This window comes from Antarctobacter heliothermus (assembly GCF_002237555.1).
Classification (GTDB): domain Bacteria; phylum Pseudomonadota; class Alphaproteobacteria; order Rhodobacterales; family Rhodobacteraceae; genus Antarctobacter; species Antarctobacter heliothermus_B.
Window position 1 is genome coordinate 4,389,436 of the sequence record NZ_CP022540.1, and the last position, 17,073, is coordinate 4,406,508.

At 63.0% G+C, this 17,073-nt stretch carries 16 protein-coding genes; 3 read left to right on the top strand and 13 right to left on the bottom strand.

The window, feature by feature from the left end; all coding sequences use genetic code 11:
• Positions 1-16: 16 nt before the first annotated feature.
• Both ANTHELSMS3_RS20780 and ANTHELSMS3_RS20785 read right to left on the bottom strand, forming a co-directional pair.
• Complete coding sequence (locus ANTHELSMS3_RS20780) at positions 17-1,411, bottom strand: sensor histidine kinase (RefSeq protein ID WP_198319849.1); 1,395 nt, start codon at positions 1,409-1,411, stop codon at positions 17-19.
• A 575-nt stretch (positions 1,412-1,986) separates the two neighbouring features.
• On the bottom strand, positions 1,987-2,736 hold the full coding sequence (locus ANTHELSMS3_RS20785; RefSeq protein ID WP_094036538.1) for a YebC/PmpR family DNA-binding transcriptional regulator: 750 nt from the start codon (positions 2,734-2,736) through the stop codon (positions 1,987-1,989).
• A 117-nt stretch (positions 2,737-2,853) separates the two neighbouring features.
• Here ANTHELSMS3_RS20785 and ANTHELSMS3_RS20790 point away from each other — a divergent pair, with 117 nt between their 5' ends.
• Complete coding sequence (locus tag ANTHELSMS3_RS20790; RefSeq protein ID WP_094036539.1) at positions 2,854-3,588, top strand: glutamine amidotransferase; 735 nt, start codon at positions 2,854-2,856, stop codon at positions 3,586-3,588.
• 3 nt (positions 3,589-3,591) lie between these two features.
• Here the strand turns inward: ANTHELSMS3_RS20790 and ANTHELSMS3_RS20795 are convergent, their stop codons facing one another.
• The 6 genes from ANTHELSMS3_RS20795 to ANTHELSMS3_RS20820 all read right to left on the bottom strand — a co-directional run bounded on the left by ANTHELSMS3_RS20795 (position 3,592) and on the right by ANTHELSMS3_RS20820 (position 10,071).
• Positions 3,592-5,370, bottom strand: coding sequence for an SLC13 family permease (locus ANTHELSMS3_RS20795; RefSeq protein ID WP_094036540.1), 1,779 nt, complete (start codon positions 5,368-5,370; stop codon positions 3,592-3,594).
• A gap of 25 nt (positions 5,371-5,395) precedes the next feature.
• Positions 5,396-6,316 carry a DMT family transporter gene (locus ANTHELSMS3_RS20800; RefSeq protein ID WP_094036541.1) on the bottom strand — a complete coding sequence of 307 codons (921 nt, stop codon included), beginning with the start codon at positions 6,314-6,316 and terminating at the stop codon, positions 5,396-5,398.
• Complete coding sequence (locus tag ANTHELSMS3_RS20805) at positions 6,313-7,128, bottom strand: TIGR00282 family metallophosphoesterase (RefSeq protein ID WP_094036542.1); 816 nt, start codon at positions 7,126-7,128, stop codon at positions 6,313-6,315. Before ANTHELSMS3_RS20805 ends, ANTHELSMS3_RS20800 begins: the two co-directional genes overlap by 4 nt.
• Before the next feature lie 98 nt (positions 7,129-7,226).
• Entirely contained in the window at positions 7,227-8,858 is a 1,632-nt protein-coding gene (locus ANTHELSMS3_RS20810; RefSeq protein WP_094036543.1) for an FAD/NAD(P)-binding protein, read from the bottom strand.
• A gap of 134 nt (positions 8,859-8,992) precedes the next feature.
• The gene (locus tag ANTHELSMS3_RS20815; protein WP_254694799.1) at positions 8,993-9,748 is read right to left on the bottom strand and encodes an FG-GAP repeat domain-containing protein; all 756 of its coding nucleotides are present in this window, start codon (positions 9,746-9,748) and stop codon (positions 8,993-8,995) included.
• The gene (locus ANTHELSMS3_RS20820) at positions 9,748-10,071 is read right to left on the bottom strand and encodes a 2Fe-2S iron-sulfur cluster-binding protein (RefSeq protein ID WP_094036544.1); all 324 of its coding nucleotides are present in this window, start codon (positions 10,069-10,071) and stop codon (positions 9,748-9,750) included. The genes ANTHELSMS3_RS20815 and ANTHELSMS3_RS20820 overlap by 1 nt, the downstream gene beginning before the upstream one ends.
• A gap of 153 nt (positions 10,072-10,224) precedes the next feature.
• Between ANTHELSMS3_RS20820 and ANTHELSMS3_RS20825 the strand changes: the two genes are divergently transcribed.
• Together ANTHELSMS3_RS20825 and ANTHELSMS3_RS20830 are read left to right on the top strand one after the other, a co-directional pair.
• Entirely contained in the window at positions 10,225-10,557 is a 333-nt protein-coding gene (locus ANTHELSMS3_RS20825; protein WP_094036545.1) for an OB-fold nucleic acid binding domain-containing protein, read from the top strand.
• 120 nt (positions 10,558-10,677) lie between these two features.
• Positions 10,678-11,229 (top strand): peptidoglycan-binding domain-containing protein, encoded by a 552-nt coding sequence (locus tag ANTHELSMS3_RS20830; protein ID WP_094036546.1) that lies wholly within the window; start codon positions 10,678-10,680, stop codon positions 11,227-11,229.
• 73 nt (positions 11,230-11,302) lie between these two features.
• Here the strand turns inward: ANTHELSMS3_RS20830 and ANTHELSMS3_RS20835 are convergent, their stop codons facing one another.
• The 5 genes from ANTHELSMS3_RS20835 to ANTHELSMS3_RS20855 form a co-directional block, all read right to left on the bottom strand.
• Entirely contained in the window at positions 11,303-12,694 is a 1,392-nt protein-coding gene (locus tag ANTHELSMS3_RS20835) for a Do family serine endopeptidase (protein WP_439098679.1), read from the bottom strand.
• A 318-nt stretch (positions 12,695-13,012) separates the two neighbouring features.
• Positions 13,013-13,171, bottom strand: coding sequence for a DUF2065 domain-containing protein (locus ANTHELSMS3_RS20840; RefSeq protein ID WP_302630581.1), 159 nt, complete (start codon positions 13,169-13,171; stop codon positions 13,013-13,015).
• A 33-nt stretch (positions 13,172-13,204) separates the two neighbouring features.
• Positions 13,205-14,314, bottom strand: a complete 1,110-nt coding sequence (locus ANTHELSMS3_RS20845) for a protease modulator HflC (protein ID WP_094036548.1) — start codon at positions 14,312-14,314, stop codon at positions 13,205-13,207.
• Complete coding sequence (hflK, locus tag ANTHELSMS3_RS20850; protein WP_094036549.1) at positions 14,314-15,483, bottom strand: FtsH protease activity modulator HflK; 1,170 nt, start codon at positions 15,481-15,483, stop codon at positions 14,314-14,316. The genes ANTHELSMS3_RS20845 and hflK overlap by 1 nt, the downstream gene beginning before the upstream one ends.
• 61 nt (positions 15,484-15,544) lie before the next feature.
• Positions 15,545-16,984: an FAD-dependent oxidoreductase gene (locus ANTHELSMS3_RS20855; protein ID WP_094036550.1), complete on the bottom strand. Its 1,440-nt coding sequence runs from the start codon at positions 16,982-16,984 to the stop codon at positions 15,545-15,547.
• Positions 16,985-17,073: the final 89 nt, after the last annotated feature.

A 17,073-nucleotide genomic window follows, 5' to 3' on the forward strand; every position in this document is an offset into this window, starting at 1 on the left:
TTGGCGCCGTCACGGTTCAGCTGGCCTGAAAATGCGTCGAGGGCACATCAATCGTCCACTCGATCCCATCGGCCTGCATCTCGTAGGTGGTGTCCGCATTCAGCACTGTCCTTGCGTAAGACGTCAGGACAGTAGTGCCAAAACCATCTCGGACAGATTTGCATTCAACGACCACCCCGGTTTCCAGCCATCTGAAATGCAACCGACCATCGGCACGCGCAACATGCCAAGAGATCGCCACCTTACCGCGCCCCTGCTTCAACGCACCGTATTTTGAGGAATTGGTCGCCAGTTCGTGGATCGCCATCCCGATTGCCTGCACACAATCCGGTTGCAGCTTGATCTGTGGCCCGGTGATGACGACCCGCTGGCCGTCGTTTACAGACCTAAACGGCTCTAGATGCCCTGCGACAACGTCGTCGAGCGAAACATTCGACCAAGCGTTATGAACCAACAGGTCGGTCGATTTCGACAACGAGGCCAATCGCGCACCGAAATTCTGGGTGAACTCTTCCAGCGTTTCAGCGGTTCGTGCTGTTTGACGCTGAATGGCCAACACAACGCTCAACATGTTCTTGGCGCGATGGATCACCTCTTTCGAGATCAGGTCACGGGCCCGTTCCGCGTTGCGCACATCGGTGACGTCGCGATGAATATTTGAGATCGCGATGATCTCACCCTCCATGCTCCGGATCGGCGCGCAACTGACCCAGACCTCGCGTTTTGTGCCATCCTTGGCGACACGCGTTGCTTCAAAATCCTGCAACCTGCCAGCGATGATTTCATCTCGGTAATAGCTGGCGCGCGTCGGCCAATTCTCGGGGTAGAGTGTTTCAAGAGGCTGGCCAATAATTTCCGCCCGTTCGTAGCCGTACAGCCGTTCGGCGGACGGGTTCCAGGTGATGATTTTGCCATCCAGATCATAGCTTATGATGGCGTCGCTGGTTGTGGCGACCAATGCGGCCATTGCATTGGAATTGATGTGGGCCTGTTCTATTTCTTCCTGTTCGATATGCCGCTTGGTGATATTGCGATGCTGGACGATCAGGAACTGTTTATCGCCTCTCTGATAGCGGTTCGCGGTCAGTTCGAACCAGCGTTTTTCAGTCGGGCTGTTGCAGGGGTATTCGCACCGAAAGGTGTTGCCGGTCGTTAGTGTCCGTCGCAGCCCGTCCGGGATGATTTGCGCGACAGCGTTCGAAGAACCGCTCGCCGGGGTGCAAACCGCCATGTAATTACTGCCGACCGAGCAACTCGCCAGATTCCCCCCGTTTTCCAGACAAAAATTGTCCCATGCCGTGTTAGAGGCAAGAATGCAGCCGGTCGAGCTCAGCACGACAATCTCGTCATCCAGCGCATTCAGCATGTCCATCACGTCGGATAGCTCGTCAGTTTGAACGATTTCTTGCATCCCCACATTCCTTGGGCTTCGACAAACAACTGGGCGTAGGTATCCTTTTTCGCGTCCCATGCACTATGACAGCTTCCTTAGATTTAGAAACCTGCCAACATCGTCAAAGCAGCTTGCGCCGTTTCGCTGATTTGAAGGACGTCGCGACTATTCATTCAACCAGCAAAGAATGCAATTCGTCACGTCAACCGCAGGATCTTGCACGCCGGGAAAACCCCTGCCGCATGCCTCAGATCGCGCAATATTTGGCCAAACCCGCCGCCCCTGCGGCCCCCCGCACAACGGTCCAATCCCGGCCACCGTGCCATACGCGTCTCAATCGTCTACAGGACGTCCAAAGTCTGCCACGGGCTGCACAGTAAATCCCTGTCAAAACCACCCAATTCCTCCGCCAGAAACAGGCCCGGAAATCTAGGCCACTCCATGCGCAAATCTTAACGCCGCGTAAAAACGCCTCTGTAACCCTTTGATTTCGCGTCACCGAGTCGTTGTCCACGCGTGGACACACTCTCAACCCCAAACAAAAACCCCCGCCAAAGCGGGGGTTTCCTCACGTCTCTGAAAGGCCTGAAAGTTCAGGCTTCTTCCAGCTTCGCCATGACCTCATCCGAGGCTTCAAAATTGGCCGTCACCCGCTGGACGTCATCATCATCCTCCAGCGCCTCGATCAACCGCATCAAGGACTGCATGCCCTCAAAATCCATGTCCGTGGTGGTGGTCGGCTTCCACACCAGCTTGGTCGAATCCGACTCGCCCAGCTCGGCCTCCAGCGCGGTCGACACCTCGTTCAGATCGGTGTCGGCACAAAAGATGACATGGCCGTCCTCGGCGCTTTCCACGTCCTCTGCCCCCGCCTCGATCGCCGCCATCATGACGGTATCGGCGTCCCCCACGGAGGCCGGGTAGATGATCTCTCCCTTGCGCTCGAACATGAACCCGACAGAGCCGGTCTCACCAAGGTTGCCGCCGTTCTTGGCAAAGGTCGACCGCACCGTCGACGCGGTCCGGTTGCGGTTGTCGGTCATCGCCTCGACGATGACCGCCACACCGTTGGGGCCATAGCCCTCATAGCGGATTTCTTCATAGTCCTCGGCGTCACCGCCGGTCGCCTTCTTGATGGCGCGTTCGATGTTGTCCTTGGGCATCGACTGCCCCTTGGCTTCTTTCACAGCCAACCGCAGGCGCGGGTTTTTCTCGGGGTCAGGGTCGCCCATCTTGGCGGCGATGGTGATCTCTTTCGACAGTTTCGAAAAGATCTTGGCCCGGATCTTGTCCTGACGGCCCTTGCGGTGCTGGATGTTTGCCCATTTGGAATGGCCGGCCATGGTGGATGTGCCTCTTTGTCGGATGTCTTGATATATCCGCGCCTCTATATGCCAGCGCCGCCCCCCTTGCCAAGTCCGGGCGTTGCGCGGGGGGCTGACCTGCGCTAGCGCTGGGGTATGAGCAAATTCCTTCTCCTCCAATTGCGCCCCGAACCAGAGGCCAGCGACTCTGAGTATCACGCCATGCTCACCACCTCGGGCCTGACAGAGGCGCGCGTTCACCGCATATGTCTGGACCATGAGGACCTGCCTCCTGACCTCGACCCCGGCGACTATGCCGGCGTGATCGTCGGCGGCGGCCCCGGCTGCGTCAGCGATCCGCCCGCCAAAAAGGCGCTGGTAGAGCGACGCATCGAAGAGGCGATCCTGCACCTGATGCCAAGGATCACGGCGCAGGACATCCCCTTCATGGGCTGCTGTTATGGCATCGGCATCCTCGCGCATCACCTTGGCGCGGAAGTGTCCAAAGAGCGGTTTGGCGAACCCGTGGGCGCGGTGACCTGCCATCTCACGCCCGAAGGCGCACAAGACCCGCTGACCGCCGACCTGCCCAGTCAGTTCGACGCCTTTGTCGGCCACAAGGAGGCGGTGCAGCACCTGCCCAATGGCGCGGTCCACCTGATCTCATCCGGGCCCTGCCCCTATCAGATGATCCGCTACGGACAGAACGTCTATGCCACACAATTCCACCCCGAGGCGGACGCCGCCGAGTTCGAGACGCGCATCCGCATCTACCGGCACAAGGGCTACTTCGCCCCCGAAGAGGCCGACACCCTGATCCAGATGTGCCGCGCCGCCCGCGTCACCGAACCGCCCCGCCTGCTGGAAGGGTTCGTAGAACGCTACGGCTGAGAACTACAGCGGCCAGAAAAACGGGATCAGGACAGAGGCCAGCACGCCAATGCTCAGGTTCAGCGGCAGGCCGACCTTGAAGAAATCCGAAAACTTGTACCCGCCGGGACCGTAGACAAGCGTGTTGGTCTGATAGCCGATGGGCGTGGCAAAGCTGCACGAGGCCGCAACCATGACCGCCACGACCAAGGGACGCGGATCGACGCCTATCGCGGTGGCAAGGCTGATCGCGATGGGCGTCACCACCACGGCCACGGCGTTGTTGGATACGGTTTCCGTCAGCAGGCTGGTCATCAGGTAGACCGCCCAGATCACCAGCGGTGCAGGCAGCCCGGTCATCAAGGGGGCAACCCCGCCCACAATCAATTCAACCGCGCCAGAGGCTTGCAGCGCCGCGCCTATGGCCAGCATGGCAAAGATCAGCGCCAGCAACTGCCCCTCGACAAAGGAAAACGCCTCATCCGCGTCGATGCAGCGGGTCAGCAGCACAATCGCCACGGCCACCACCGCAAGCGACAGGATGGGGGCCACGCCAAAGGCCGACAACACCACGATCCCGGCCAGCGCCAGCAGCGCCACCGGGGCATGCCCGCGCCGAAACGCCCGTGCCGACGGTTGCGCCACGTCGACCAGCTCCATTTCCGTAGCCAGCCGCTTGATGTCTTCGGCGCTGCCCTCCAGCAGCAGGGTATCGCCCACCCGCACCACCAGATCGTCCAACTGCCGCCCGATGTTCTGGTTTCGCCGATGCACCGCCAGCGGATAGACCCCGAATTTCCGCCGCAGACGCAGCGCGCCAAGGCTGCGGCCCACCATCTTGCAGCCCGGCGTGATCAACACCTCGACCGTCGTCGTCTCTTTGGCAGAGACCTGATCGACGCGTTTCAACTCTTTATTGCGTTGCAGGGACAGCAATTCGTTCATCTTGGTGCGCAGGACCACCCGGTCACCTACCTGCAACTCAACGCCTCGCAGATTGCGGCGCAGCGACTCATCACCCCGGATCACGTCAATCAGGCGCACGCCGTCGCGTTTGAAAAGCTGAACGCCCAGAACTTCGCGCCCGATCAGGTTGCTGTCCGGCGGGATAACCGCCTCTGAGAAAAACTTCATCCGCGAACGGTCCGACAGCATCCCCGCCATAGAGGTCCGGTCCGGCAGCAGAAAGCGACCAAAGAACAGCAGATAGAACATGCCCCAGGCCACAAGGATCACAGCCAGCGGCGTGACCTCAAAGATGGTGAACGGCTCCATCCCCTGCGCGCGCGCCACACCATCGACCAACAGGTTGGTCGAGGTGCCGATCAATGTCAGGGTGCCACCAAGGATCGCCGCATAGCTGAGCGGGATCAGCAGCTTCGACGGGGCAATGCCCATGGAATTGGCGATTTGCACAAAAATGGGCAGCATCACGACCACCACGGGGGTGTTGTTCATCACCGCAGAGGCCACGACAACCACCATCAGGATACCTGCAATGGCCTGTCGCGGACGTCTGGCAACCTGTTCCTGCGCGTATCCGGTAAAGGCATCCAGCGCCCCGGTCCGCACCAACGCCCCCATGACGACAAACATCGCCGCGATGGTCCATGGTGCGGGGTTTGACAGCACCTCCAGCGCCGCCTCATAGGGCAGCGCGCCCATCAGCAACAGGACCGCAACACCACCGATGGCGGTCACCTCTGTCGGATAGGACTCGCGCACAAATAGCACGAACATCACGGCCACAACGGCAAGGGTGACCACCGCTTGGCCCGTCTGGCTCAGCTCTATTCCGATCATGTTTCGCTCAGCTTTCCGCCCGCTCTCAACCGACCGCATTCTGGCGTGGCGCCGGTTCGGGTACAAGCGGTTTACGCTGCGGCTGCACAAGGAACATCCCCGCCATCATCAGGATCAGCGCGGCCCAGACCCAGCCGACATAGGCCTCTGACAGGAACAGCATCGCCCATGTGACCCCAAAGAGTGTCACCAGATAGCTGACCTGTGCGGCAAACACCGCCCCCGCCCGACCCACCAGCCAAACAAAGGTCGAATAAGCAAACCCATGCAAAACGGCTGCGGCGATCATCGCCTTGTCCGGCGCGCCCAGCGGCAGGCTTGGCACAATGAACTGTCCACTGGACAGCGCCAACGGCAGGCTCAGGACCGCCCCAAGGACCGACGCTCCGGTCAACACTTGCACAGAGTCGAGCCCCTGCATGCCCCATTTGGCAACCACATTGCCCTCCAGCGCGTAACAAACAGGGGCGATCAACCCGATCGCGATCCAGATTGCATCGGTCCCGGCGGGCAGGCTGGCCTCTGGCAGCACCAGCAGGGCGACCCCGCCCAGCCCCGACAACAAGCCCGCCACACGCGAAAGCACCAGACGATCCGTCCCCAGCGCCAGCGCGATCGGAAACGCAAACATCGGCACCGAACTCAGCAAGATCGACAACACGCCCGATGGCAGATGCACCGCCGCCTGATAGGAGGCGATGCCGGGTGCCACCGTGCCGATCACAGCGATAAACAGATACAGTCGCAGGGCTGCCGGGTGCATCGGCAGGCGCTTGCCCTTGAGCAGCGTCAGCATGCCCAGCAATAGCCCCACCAACACCGTCTGCCAAAAGATCAGCCCGAAATGGCGATAGCCCTCAGACACCGCGATCTTTGTCAACGGTTGTGTCGCCCCCCATGCCGCGCCCATGATCACCAGCATGGCAAAGGGCAGCAACCGGGTCATGCGGGACCGGACTGTTCCAGCCGCCCGCCTTGCCGAACCATCTTGACCGTGACGGCCTTGCCGGTGGCATCGTCGGTTTCGACATAAACGCCCGATAGCGTCGCCTCACCCAGCGCAGGGTTGAACCGGCTTTTGCCCATGCCGTTGACAAAACGCCGCAGCGGCTCTGCCGGGTCCATCCCGATGACAGAGTTGTAGTCGCCGCACATACCCGCGTCAGTTAGAAGGGCCGTGCCCCCGGGCAGGATCTGGGCGTCCGAGGTCGGCACATGCGTATGCGTGCCAACCACCAGACTGGCCCGCCCGTCGCAGAAATGCCCCATGCCCATCTTCTCCGAGGTCGCCTCGCAGTGCATGTCGACCACAATCGCCTGCGCCTGCCCGCCCAGCGGATGCCGCTTGAGCAGATCGTCGATGGCCACAAACGGGCTGTCGTAATTGCGGCTCATGAACACCTGCCCCAGCGCCTGCGCCACCAGCACCTTGCGCCCGCGCGCGTCTTTGTACATCGCGGCCCCACGCCCCGGTGCCTGACGGGCAATGTTCAATGGTCGGATGATGCGCGTGTCGCCCTCGATATGGGTCAGCATTTCCTTTTGGTCGAAGGCGTGATCGCCCAGCGTGATCACATCCGCACCGGCCTCAAAGATCGCCTTGGCGTGTTCGCCTGACAGACCCGCGCCATTGGTGGCGTTTTCGCCGTTCACGATCACGAAATCCAGCCGCCAGTCCTTACGCAGGGCCGGTAGCCGCTCTGAGATTCCCTGCCGCCCCGCGCGGCCCATGACATCGCCAAGAAAGAGTATTTTCATGGGCGACAGGGGTAATTCGCGCCGCCGGGAAAGCAAAGCCCCAATCGTGCGCCAAACAACCCGCCAGCTTGCCAAATTGCCGCTGGACCACGCAGCAATCAGCCCAGCCGCGCCAGCACCCCCTCGGCCCAGCGGTCGCCGGAGGCCCCGAAACAATCATGCAACGAATCCGCCGCCACCACACTGCCAAGCGCCAGCCGCCCCAACAGACACAGCCCCAGCGCCACCTTCCCGTCCTCGCCAATCACACGTCCATCCGCGGTTGTCTGCGCGGCAAGCCCGTCCGCCAGCGGGCTCATCCACCCGTCGCGCACCAGACCCGCCACCAGAGGCGCAGTGATCGACGACAGGACAGGCGATGGCAAAACCGCATCGATCATCACCGAAGCCGCCTCTGATCGGCCATCCCCCTTCAGGACCCAGCCTGCCGGAACCATGTCGATGTCCGGATCGCTGGCCAGAGCCAGATCAACCACTCCGGCGTCGATCAGCACCGCCAGTTCAACGCTGGACGACAAGGGCGGGCCATAAGAATACCGCTTCACCCCTTCGTCAAACCCGACCAGCGCCTGTGCCGTCTCCGCATCCGTCTGCGCGGCGTTGTACCCGGCCCGCAACTCGTCCTGCCATTTCCGCCAGACCTGACCGACGGCATAGCCAATCGTCGGCGCAGCGGATCCCTCTGCCATCGCAATACCTGATCGCAGGGTGTCCATCGGCCCGTCTGTCTCTTGCGCGCCGGGCGTCCGCCATTCCGTGTCCAGCCACTGCATGACCTGCTCCGCTGTCTTAGCAGCGCCGCAACCCGCAAGAATGCGCACAACCGCCGGCACCAGCGCGGCGTTGATAATTGCCGCCGCCTCCTTGGCAGAGGCACATGCCGCCTTGGCGATGGCCCCTTCAAATGCCGCCGTTTCAGACGCCAATGGCGTGAACCGCGCATCCAGCCCCTCTGTGCCCGGCTTGGGAAAGGGTGGCTTGCCGTCCAGCGAAAACGGCAGGATCCGCGCAGGCTCTTGCCCGGAGGGGATATACCTGCCTTGATCGAACCGCCCGCCCTGCGCTGTTGTCAGCGCCCGAAGCACATCAAAGGCCGACAGTGCCAAACCGCGGATCGCAACGGTCTGCCCCGCCCACCCAGAGGCCGCAGAGACCAGCCGCGTGGCCGGATACGCCTGCGCCAGGGTTCCGTCCGATTGGCGGCTGTGCGCCTGCCAATCTGCTAACTGGTCATCTGGCGTGACCTCTGGCTGACCGGGGGCCAGCAGCACCTCGGCATAGGGACCGCGCCATTGGCCATCGACCTGCAACGTCCAGCCGCCCTCAGCCTGCTGCACGGCCTCAACCAGACCGGCATGACGCGACACGCCTAGATAGCCCAGTTCCCGCAGATCCGCCCAGCGCGCCTCTAGATAGCGGCCCATTGCGGCGCGGGTCGGAAAGGCATCCGGTCCCGGCGCATCGGCCAGCCAATCGGCAAAGCTGCCGACGCGCGAATATTCCGGCGGCCGTATCTCGATATCGCGCACAGGGATGTTCAACAGACACGTCGGGCTTTCGTCCGGGGAAAAATTCGGACCAGCGCCGCAGGCCGGCAGCGCATCGAACACATCCACCTGCAGGGACACCCCGGCTTTACGCCCTTGCGCCGCCAGCGATTCCAGCGCGCCAAGCCCGCGCGGACCCAATCCGACAACGGCAATCATTCTGGATGGGTCATCGCGTTCCATGGATATGCCTTCATGTTACTTGCGCAGGCACGTTGGCAGAGCCCCCAAGCCGCCACAAGCTGTTCCAAGGCTGACATCGGGTTAGGCGGTCTGACACTACGCCCAAACCGACCACAACACCCGCAGGGGCAGTCTCAGCGGCAGGCCATCGTGGCGGCCATCCGGTCCGCGCCATAGGCCCCCAGATCCCGCGCCGCAAAGGTTCCGTCGAAGGTCACCGCAACGATCCGCGTCCAATCCCCACTGGCAAGGATCATCTCCGGCCTGGCACCACATGTGCGCAGCCCGCCCGCGATATAATCCCAACCGATCCGATGGTTGCTATAGTCGGTCGCCGCCGCAACCTCGTGCAAGGCCCCATCGACAAACCGCCAGACGCGCAGGGTCTTGGCCAAATGCGGGCGGTCGACATAGGCGATTTCTATCGCGCCGTCGCCATCCAGGTCCGCCGCCCCCACCGGTGCCAGCCAGCGAAACCGCTGGCCGATAAAGGGGGTCGCCGCCAGCGGGTCAAGGCTGCCTCCTGCAACGGACCAGACCGCCAGCCGCGCGCCGCGCGTCTCGTGGCTCTCGACCGTTACGATCTCTGGCAGTCCGTCGCCGGTCACATCCCACAGCCGTGGCGCCACGTCCTCGAACACCAGTGGCGCGTTCCAGCGGCGGCGCAGCACGCGCCCGTCGGACAGGGTCACCGCCAGCGTGTCGTATTCGACCTCATCGCCCAGCACGCCATGCGGGTAGCGCGTCACCGCGCCCTCATAGCGCGCCGAAACCGCCTCCTGCGCGACAGCCGCCACAGGAGACGTCAGCCACAGGCAAACCGCCATCCCCGCGCCGCGTGTGATCGCCGTCCAAGGACGCCCCGGTTGACGCGGCGCCCCCTTGCGCATCAGATCTGCTTCTCGGGCATCTTCACGACCAGACCGTCCAGCGCATCGGTGACGCGCAACTGGCAGGTCAGGCGTGACTGCGTGGCATTGGGTTCAAAGGCGAAATCCAGCATGTCCTCTTCCATGTCTTCTTTCGCGGGCAGCTTTTCGACCCAGTCCTCGGCCACATAGACGTGGCAGGTGGAACAGGCGCAGGCGCCGCCGCAATCCGCTTCGATTCCGGGGATATTGTTGTCCCGCGCCCCTTCCATGACGGTCAGACCGTTGGGGACGTCGACGACATGTTCTGTGCCGTTGTGCTCGATATAGGTGATCTTGGCCATTTCACCGCTCTCCTTGAAATTCGACATCCTAGGTAGTGCGCCCATCCCGCCACCGCCAGCCCCTATTGCACCTGTGCGACCACAGATGCCTTTCGTGATCAGGACATCGCGAAAAACATGGCACTATCCAGCATATGTTCTATATTTGTTCACATGAACTGGCCCCGCCCCCCTTCTTGCATTCCCGCGAACCGCTTGCGCGAGCCGCCCAATGGGGCACGCGTCACCGTGGCGGGACTGGTGATCCTGCGCCAACGGCCCGGCACGGCCAAAGGCGTGATCTTTATCACGCTGGAGGATGAGACCGGCGTGGTGAACATCATCGTCTGGCGCAAGCTGTATGAACGGTTCCGGCGCGCGGTGATTGCGGGCCGCATGTTGCGCGTCACTGGCCGGGTCCAGCGCGAAAATGGCGTGACCCATATCATCTCGGAACAGATCGAGGATATCTCATCCCTGCTGGACCGTTTGCTGGACACCCCGTAACTCGGCGCGACCGGCGGCCGGTCGCTATCGGCGCTCTGGGCGAGGTCCGGCACTCTAGGCAGCGCCTGTCAAAACCGCTATGTTCCCCGCAACAAAGGCACACAAGAGGCCCGAGCAGAGATGTCCCGACCCACAACGCCCTCGGCCGCGCTGCTGGCAGCGCTGACCGCGCTTGCCGCCTGTGGCGACCCACAGACCGTCAGCCGTGGTGCGCTGCCCGCCGCCGGCCAACCGCCCATGGCCGAACATGTCGAGGACGGCACCTGCCGCGCCCGCGACGTGCAACCGGCGATCTATGAGCATGTCATGGGCGAGGTGCAGGTGGTTCAGGCCGAGATCGCCGAGGATGGCACCGTGATCCGCCCGCCGATCTACCGCAAGGCCCCGGTGCCGCGCGTTGTGCGCGAACGCGGCGAAATCACGTTCCAGGCCCCCTGCCCGGAACAGATGACCCCCGAATTCATCGCCTCGGTCCAGCGCGCGCTGGCCGCGCGCGGCTACTTTGCGGGCAATGTCACCGGCACGCTGGACGCGCCGACCACCGCCGCCGTGCGCGCCTATCAGTCAGAGCGCGGGCTGAAAAGCGCGCAGCTTTCACTGGAAACCGCGCGGGCGCTGGGGCTGGTTGCGGTCGAGCTGCCGCCAAGGGATACAGGCGACGCCGCCCTCTAGCCCGACACATCCCCGAACGGAAAAAGGGCGGCCCGAAGGCCGCCCTTTGTGTTTCAAGCATCCCGGCGACGGATCAGCCGTCAGACAGGCTCAGCGCGACAAAACGCGGGTCGCCACCGCTGCGCACCAGCAACAGGATCGACTTGCGACCCTCGTCGCGAGCCTCGGTGATCCGGGCCTCAAGGTCGTCGATGCTGCTGATCGCCTGCTGACCTGCTTCGGTGATCACGTCACCGGCGCGCAGGCCCTTTTCAAACGCCTCAGACGTGCCATCGACATCCATGATCGCCAGACCCTGCATACCAGCAGGCACGCTCAGCTCCGAGCGGATCGCATCCGTCAGTGGGCTAAGGGTCAGGCCAAGGGTCTGCAATTCCTCTGCCGCCTCCGGCGCCACCGGTGCTGCAGCGGGTACGGCGCCCTGCGCCTCTTCGCGGCGGCCCAGCGTGACCTTCAGCGTCTGCGTCGCACCATCACGGTTGACGACCACACGCACGGTCTTGCCCACCGGGGTGTTTGCCACGATGCGGACCAGCTGCCGGGTGTCTTCGACATCGACCCCGTCGAACGACAGGATCACGTCACCTGCGGCCACACCGGCCTCCAGCGCCGGGCCTTCGGGCACGTCCGACACCAGCGCGCCTTTGGCTTCGACCAGATTGAGCGCGTCGGCGACATCTTCGCTGACGTCCTGAATGCGCACACCCAACCAGCCGCGACGGGTTTCGCCGAACTCTTGCAGCTGGCCGACCACATTGGTCACCACGTTCGACGCCATCGAGAACCCGATGCCGATCGACCCGCCGTTGGGCGACAGGATCGCGGTGTTCACGCCGATCACCTCACCCGCCATGTTGAACAGCGGACCGCCAGAGTTGCCGCGGTTGATGGCGGCATCGGTCTGGATGTAGTCGTCATAGGTGCCACTCAGGGCGCGGTTGCGGGCCGACACGATCCCGGCCGAGACGGAAAAGCCCTGTCCCAGCGGGTTGCCCATCGCCATGACCCACTCACCCACGCGGGCGGTGTCACTGTCGCCAAAGCTGACATAGATCAGCGGGCGCTCTGCCTCGACCTTCAGCAGCGCAATGTCGGTGTTCGGGTCCGTGCCCACCAGCGTCGCAGGCAATTCGAACCCCTCGAAGAATTCGATGGTGATCTCATCCGCGCCTTCGATGACGTGGTTGTTCGTCACGATAAATCCGTCTTCGGAAATGACAAACCCGGAGCCCAGCGCCGAAGAGCGGCGCGGACGGTCGGGACCGCCACGGTCCTGGAACTCACGAAAGAAGTCCTCGAACGGGCTGCCTTCGGGGACCACGCCGCGCGGGCCGGTCCGACCGGCAACCGTGGTCGAGGTGGTGATGTTCACGACGGCAGGGCTGATCCGTTCTGCCAGATCGGCAAAGCTCTCAGGCGCGCCACGCGCCTGTGCCATCAAGGTTTGCGATACGATCAGGATCATCGACAGCGATGCCAGCCAGAACAGCCGCAGCGGTGTCGCATTTTCCTGCGTCAATGCGGGGGATTGCGGTTTCAATGGGGTCTCCTTGTCTCTGCCAGCCAGCAGACGCGCGGGGCCGCACGCCGCCGCCTGCCTCCTGTCGGTCAGTGTGTCAAACATAGGTGCGCGCGCGCAACACCAAAGGGATGAAATCCCACCTCACCGGTTTGTGAGAGCGTCGTGACAGGGGGGAATCGGCACATTTCCGCTAGGCGATCCTCTGCCACCGGCGAAAAAACCGTTTGGCAGCGGACCTCTGCACGCACCGGCCAAGCGCACTCAGCCTTTGGCGATCCACAACACCAGCAGGCCAGAGACCAACGTCAACAGCCCCAGATTGCGGCGCTGTTCGATGGACAGGCTGCGGAGCGCCTCCAACAGGCGCTCCACAAGCGAAGGGGCCAGCGCATAGACCAGCCCCTCGATCACAAGGACCATTCCGATCCCCGTCAGTATGTCCGTCCCGCTCAATTAATTGTCGGCGGGCGGGGTGTCGGCCTCAGGCGCCTCGGGTGCGGGCGCCGGATCAACCGCTTCGGGGGTCGGATCAACCGCCTCCGGGCTTTCGGGGGCCGGATCGACCGGAGCCGGATCAACCGGGGTCAGGTTGAACGGTTCCGGCATTTCCGGCGCTTCGGGGGCATCCGGCGCTGGCGCATCCGGGGCCTCGGCGCGGGCCACAGGGTCCGGCAACGTCACAGAGCCGTTGGTCGACAGCTCGTTCTTGAAGTATTCAAAGAACTGGCTGTCCGGCGTCATGACCATGGTCGAGTTATCGCCCTTCAGCGACGTCTCATAGGCCTGAAGCGAACGGTAGAAGGCAAAGAACTCAGGGTCGGCACCATAGGCATCGGCAAAGATCCTGTTGCGTTCAGCGTCGGCCTCACCCCGGATCACGTTGGCATCCCGGTCTGCAACCGACAGCGTTTCAACCACGGTACGATCGGCCAAGGCACGAACACGCTGCGCGGCTTCGTTACCACGGGCGATTTCGTCCGCCGCTTCGCGCTCACGCTCTGCCTTCATCCGGTCAAAGGTGGCTTCAAGGTTGCGCTGCGGCAGGTTGGTCTGCTTGAGACGCACGTCGACCACATCCAGACCCAGCGAACGGGCCTGTACGCGGGCGCTGTCACGGATGCGGATCATCAACTCGCCCCGATCCTTGGACAGGATACGGTCCGATGTGACCTGATCGGCACCCAGCACTTCGCGGATCTGCGCGTTCAGGATGCCTGACAGCCGATCCTCGGCCACGCGGATGCCACCGACACCCACAGCCTGACGGAACTGGACAACATCGGCGATCCGGTAACGGGCGAAGGCGTCGACGACCAAGCGGCGGTCATCCGACGGCGTCACCTCGATGGTTTGCGTGTCCAGCGACAGGATACGGTCGTCATAGCGCACAACCTCCTGAATGAGCGGGATCTTGAACGCCAGCCCCGGCTCTTCCTTCACGGCCTTGATCTGGCCGAACTGCAGCACCAGCGCTTTTTCACGTTCGTCCACCACAAAGATCGACGACAGCACGACGACAATGGCCACCACGAGGGCGGGCAATAGGTAAGTTGTCTTGCGCATCAGTTGTTCCCTCCGCTGCGGCGAAGTTCATTCAGCGGCAGATACGGCACGACGCCGCCACCGGCAGCCCCGCCACCATTGGTCACCGAATTGTCGAGGATCATCTTGTCGACCGAGCCCAACACGCTTTCCATCGTCTCGATGTACAGACGGCGGCGCGTGACCTCGGGGGCCAGCGCGTATTCCTGCTGAACGCTGGTAAAGCGCGCGGCCTCACCGACCGCTTGGTTCACGACCTGCGCCCGATAGCCTTCAGCCTCTTCGCGGGTCTGGGCCGCTGCACCGCGTGCCTCGGCAACGACACGGTTGGCGTAGGCGTCAGCCTGACGTTCCAGCCGGTCACGTTCCTGCTCGGCCGATTGCACGGCGCGGAAGGCATCGATCACTTCGCCCGGCGGGTCGGCATTGTCGAGGTTGATCCGAACGATGCTGATACCACTGTCGTATTCGTCCAGCGTTGCCTGAATCTGTTCACGCGCGCCATCGGCAATCGCGCCACGGTCACGGTTAAGGATCGGGGCAAGGGTCGACGCCGCGATGATCTCACGCATCACCGATTCCGACACCGCCTGAACGGTCAGTTGCGGATCGCGGATGTTGAACAGCAGCTTGGCAGGGTCCGAGATGTTCCAGACCACCTGGAAATCGATGTCGACGATGTTCGCATCGGTGGTCAGCATCAGACCGTCGTTGCCACCACGGCCTGCGCCCACGGTTTCGGTCCGTTCCGAGGTCACATTGACAACCTCATAGGTCACAAACGGCCAAGGCGCGATGTTCAGACCCGGATTGCCGGTGTTCGAATACGTGCCAAGGAACAATTCGACCGACTGCTCTTCTGGCCGCACGGTATAGACGCTGGCAAAGGCCCACAAACCGAACAGCACCAGCACGCCGATGCCCACGGTGCCCCGCGTCAGGCCGGGACCACCCGAGCCGCCGCCGCTGCCGCCAGCGCCGTTGTTGCCCGATCCGCCGCCGCGCCCGCCCATCAGAACGCGCAAGCGTTCCTGGCCTTTTTTCATCAGCTCGTCGATCTCGGGGATCTGGCTGTCTTCCGGACGTCGTCCGCCGCCGCCACCGCCGCCACTGGGCGGGCGTTGACCGTTGCCACCACCGTTCTGGTTGCCACCGCCACCCCCCCAGGGGCCGCCGCTGTTACCTGCCATGAACTTCCGTCCTTCCTCGTCTGTCGATGTGTTATGTTACCTGTGCCCGGCGCCCGCAAATTCAAGCGGTCCGGGTCGGATTGCGCATCGTCACCATTTCCTCGGACATTGTCGGATGCACCGCCACCGTCCGGTCGAAATCTTCCTTGGTTGCGCCCATCTTGATGGCGATACCCGCCAGCTGGATCATCTCCCCCGCTCCCGGTGCCACGATATGACATCCCAGCACCTTTCGCGAGGCCTTGGAGACGATCAGTTTCATCAAAACGCGGTCGGGTTTGTCGGCAAAGGCGGTCTGCATGGGCCGGAAAGAGGTGCAGTACACCTCGATCTCTTCCTGTTCGGCCGCAGCCTCTTCGGTCAGGCCGATGGTGCCCATTTCGGGCTGGGTGAAAACCGCGCTGGGGATCAGCTCGTGATCGACCAGCGTCGGGTTGCCCTTGAACACCGTTTCGACAAAGGCCATGCCCTCGCGGATCGCCACCGGGGTCAGGTTCACCCGGTTGGTCACGTCGCCGATGGCATAGACCGAGGGCACCTTGCTCTGGCTGTACTCATCCACCTCAATGGCCCCGCCCCGGCCCAGTGTGACACCGGCCTCCTCCAGCCCCATGTCGGCAGTGTTGGGCGCGCGGCCCGTCGCAAACAGAACCGCGTCGAACTCGCGGATCTTGCCGTTGGTCGCCTTGACGCGGATCGCACCGTCGCTGGGCCCCACATGGTCGTCGCCGCCATATTGCATTGCTTCGACCGGCGCGGCCTCCAGTTCTTTGTCCGCGTCGCACGCGCGCTGCATCTCGACGATGTTGGTGCCGGTGTGCAGGTCGATGCCGCGTTCCTTCATCGCGTCCGCGATCAACCCGCGCGCCTCTTCGTCGAAACCGCGCAGGATCTGCGCGCCGCGATAATACTGCGTCACCTCAACACCCAAGCCGTGCAGGATGCAGGCGAACTCACAGGCGATATAGCCGCCACCGATGATCAGGATCGACTTCGGCAACCGCTCCATATGGAACAGATCGTCCGACACCATGCCCAGATCGGCATTCGGCATGTCCGGCCGCACAGGCCGCCCGCCGCTGGCGATCAGGATGTGTTTCGCCGTCTTCACCTCGCCGGTGGACAGCTCGACCGTATGTGCATCTTTCAGCCGCGCGCGGGCGTCAAAGCTATCGACACCAGACCCGGACAGCAGCTTGCGATAAACGCCTTCCAGCCGGTCCAGTTCGGCGTCCAGCTTGCCGCGAAACGCCGTCCAGTCAAAGACCCCGTCCGCCACGTCCCAGCCATAAGAGCGCGCCTCGGCGGGCATCCCGGCGTATTCGCTGGCAAAGACCATCAGCTTTTTCGGCACACAGCCGCGGATCACGCAGGTGCCGCCATAGCGGTCCATCTCTGCCAGACCCACCTTGGCCCCGGTCTCACCCGCCGCAACACGCGCCGCGCGCACGCCGCCAGAACCGCCGCCGATGACAAAGAGATCGTAGTCGAAATCGCTCATATCTGCATCCTTGCCTGACCCGCCAAGGTGTATTTCACAGGCAGCCCGGGAAAGCCAGACAGCGAATGCCCCGCATCCGTCACAGCCGC

Coding starts and splice junctions, on each gene's coding strand:
- ANTHELSMS3_RS20835 (WP_439098679.1), bottom strand. CDS start 12,694: ATGATCCTGATCGTATCGCAAACCTTGATGGCACAGGCGCGTGGCGCG.
- ANTHELSMS3_RS20810 (WP_094036543.1), bottom strand. CDS start 8,858: ATGGAACGCGATGACCCATCCAGAATGATTGCCGTTGTCGGATTGGGT.
- ANTHELSMS3_RS20845 (WP_094036548.1), bottom strand. CDS start 14,314: ATGCGCAAGACAACTTACCTATTGCCCGCCCTCGTGGTGGCCATTGTC.
- ANTHELSMS3_RS20805 (WP_094036542.1), bottom strand. CDS start 7,128: ATGAAAATACTCTTTCTTGGCGATGTCATGGGCCGCGCGGGGCGGCAG.
- ANTHELSMS3_RS20785 (WP_094036538.1), bottom strand. CDS start 2,736: ATGGCCGGCCATTCCAAATGGGCAAACATCCAGCACCGCAAGGGCCGT.
- ANTHELSMS3_RS20795 (WP_094036540.1), bottom strand. CDS start 5,370: ATGATCGGAATAGAGCTGAGCCAGACGGGCCAAGCGGTGGTCACCCTT.
- ANTHELSMS3_RS20790 (WP_094036539.1), top strand. CDS start 2,854: ATGAGCAAATTCCTTCTCCTCCAATTGCGCCCCGAACCAGAGGCCAGC.
- ANTHELSMS3_RS20780 (WP_198319849.1), bottom strand. CDS start 1,411: ATGCAAGAAATCGTTCAAACTGACGAGCTATCCGACGTGATGGACATG.
- ANTHELSMS3_RS20800 (WP_094036541.1), bottom strand. CDS start 6,316: ATGACCCGGTTGCTGCCCTTTGCCATGCTGGTGATCATGGGCGCGGCA.
- ANTHELSMS3_RS20830 (WP_094036546.1), top strand. CDS start 10,678: ATGTCCCGACCCACAACGCCCTCGGCCGCGCTGCTGGCAGCGCTGACC.
- ANTHELSMS3_RS20855 (WP_094036550.1), bottom strand. CDS start 16,984: ATGAGCGATTTCGACTACGATCTCTTTGTCATCGGCGGCGGTTCTGGC.
- ANTHELSMS3_RS20815 (WP_254694799.1), bottom strand. CDS start 9,748: ATGCGCAAGGGGGCGCCGCGTCAACCGGGGCGTCCTTGGACGGCGATC.
- ANTHELSMS3_RS20840 (WP_302630581.1), bottom strand. CDS start 13,171: ATGGTCCTTGTGATCGAGGGGCTGGTCTATGCGCTGGCCCCTTCGCTT.
- ANTHELSMS3_RS20820 (WP_094036544.1), bottom strand. CDS start 10,071: ATGGCCAAGATCACCTATATCGAGCACAACGGCACAGAACATGTCGTC.
- hflK (WP_094036549.1), bottom strand. CDS start 15,483: ATGGCAGGTAACAGCGGCGGCCCCTGGGGGGGTGGCGGTGGCAACCAG.
- ANTHELSMS3_RS20825 (WP_094036545.1), top strand. CDS start 10,225: ATGAACTGGCCCCGCCCCCCTTCTTGCATTCCCGCGAACCGCTTGCGC.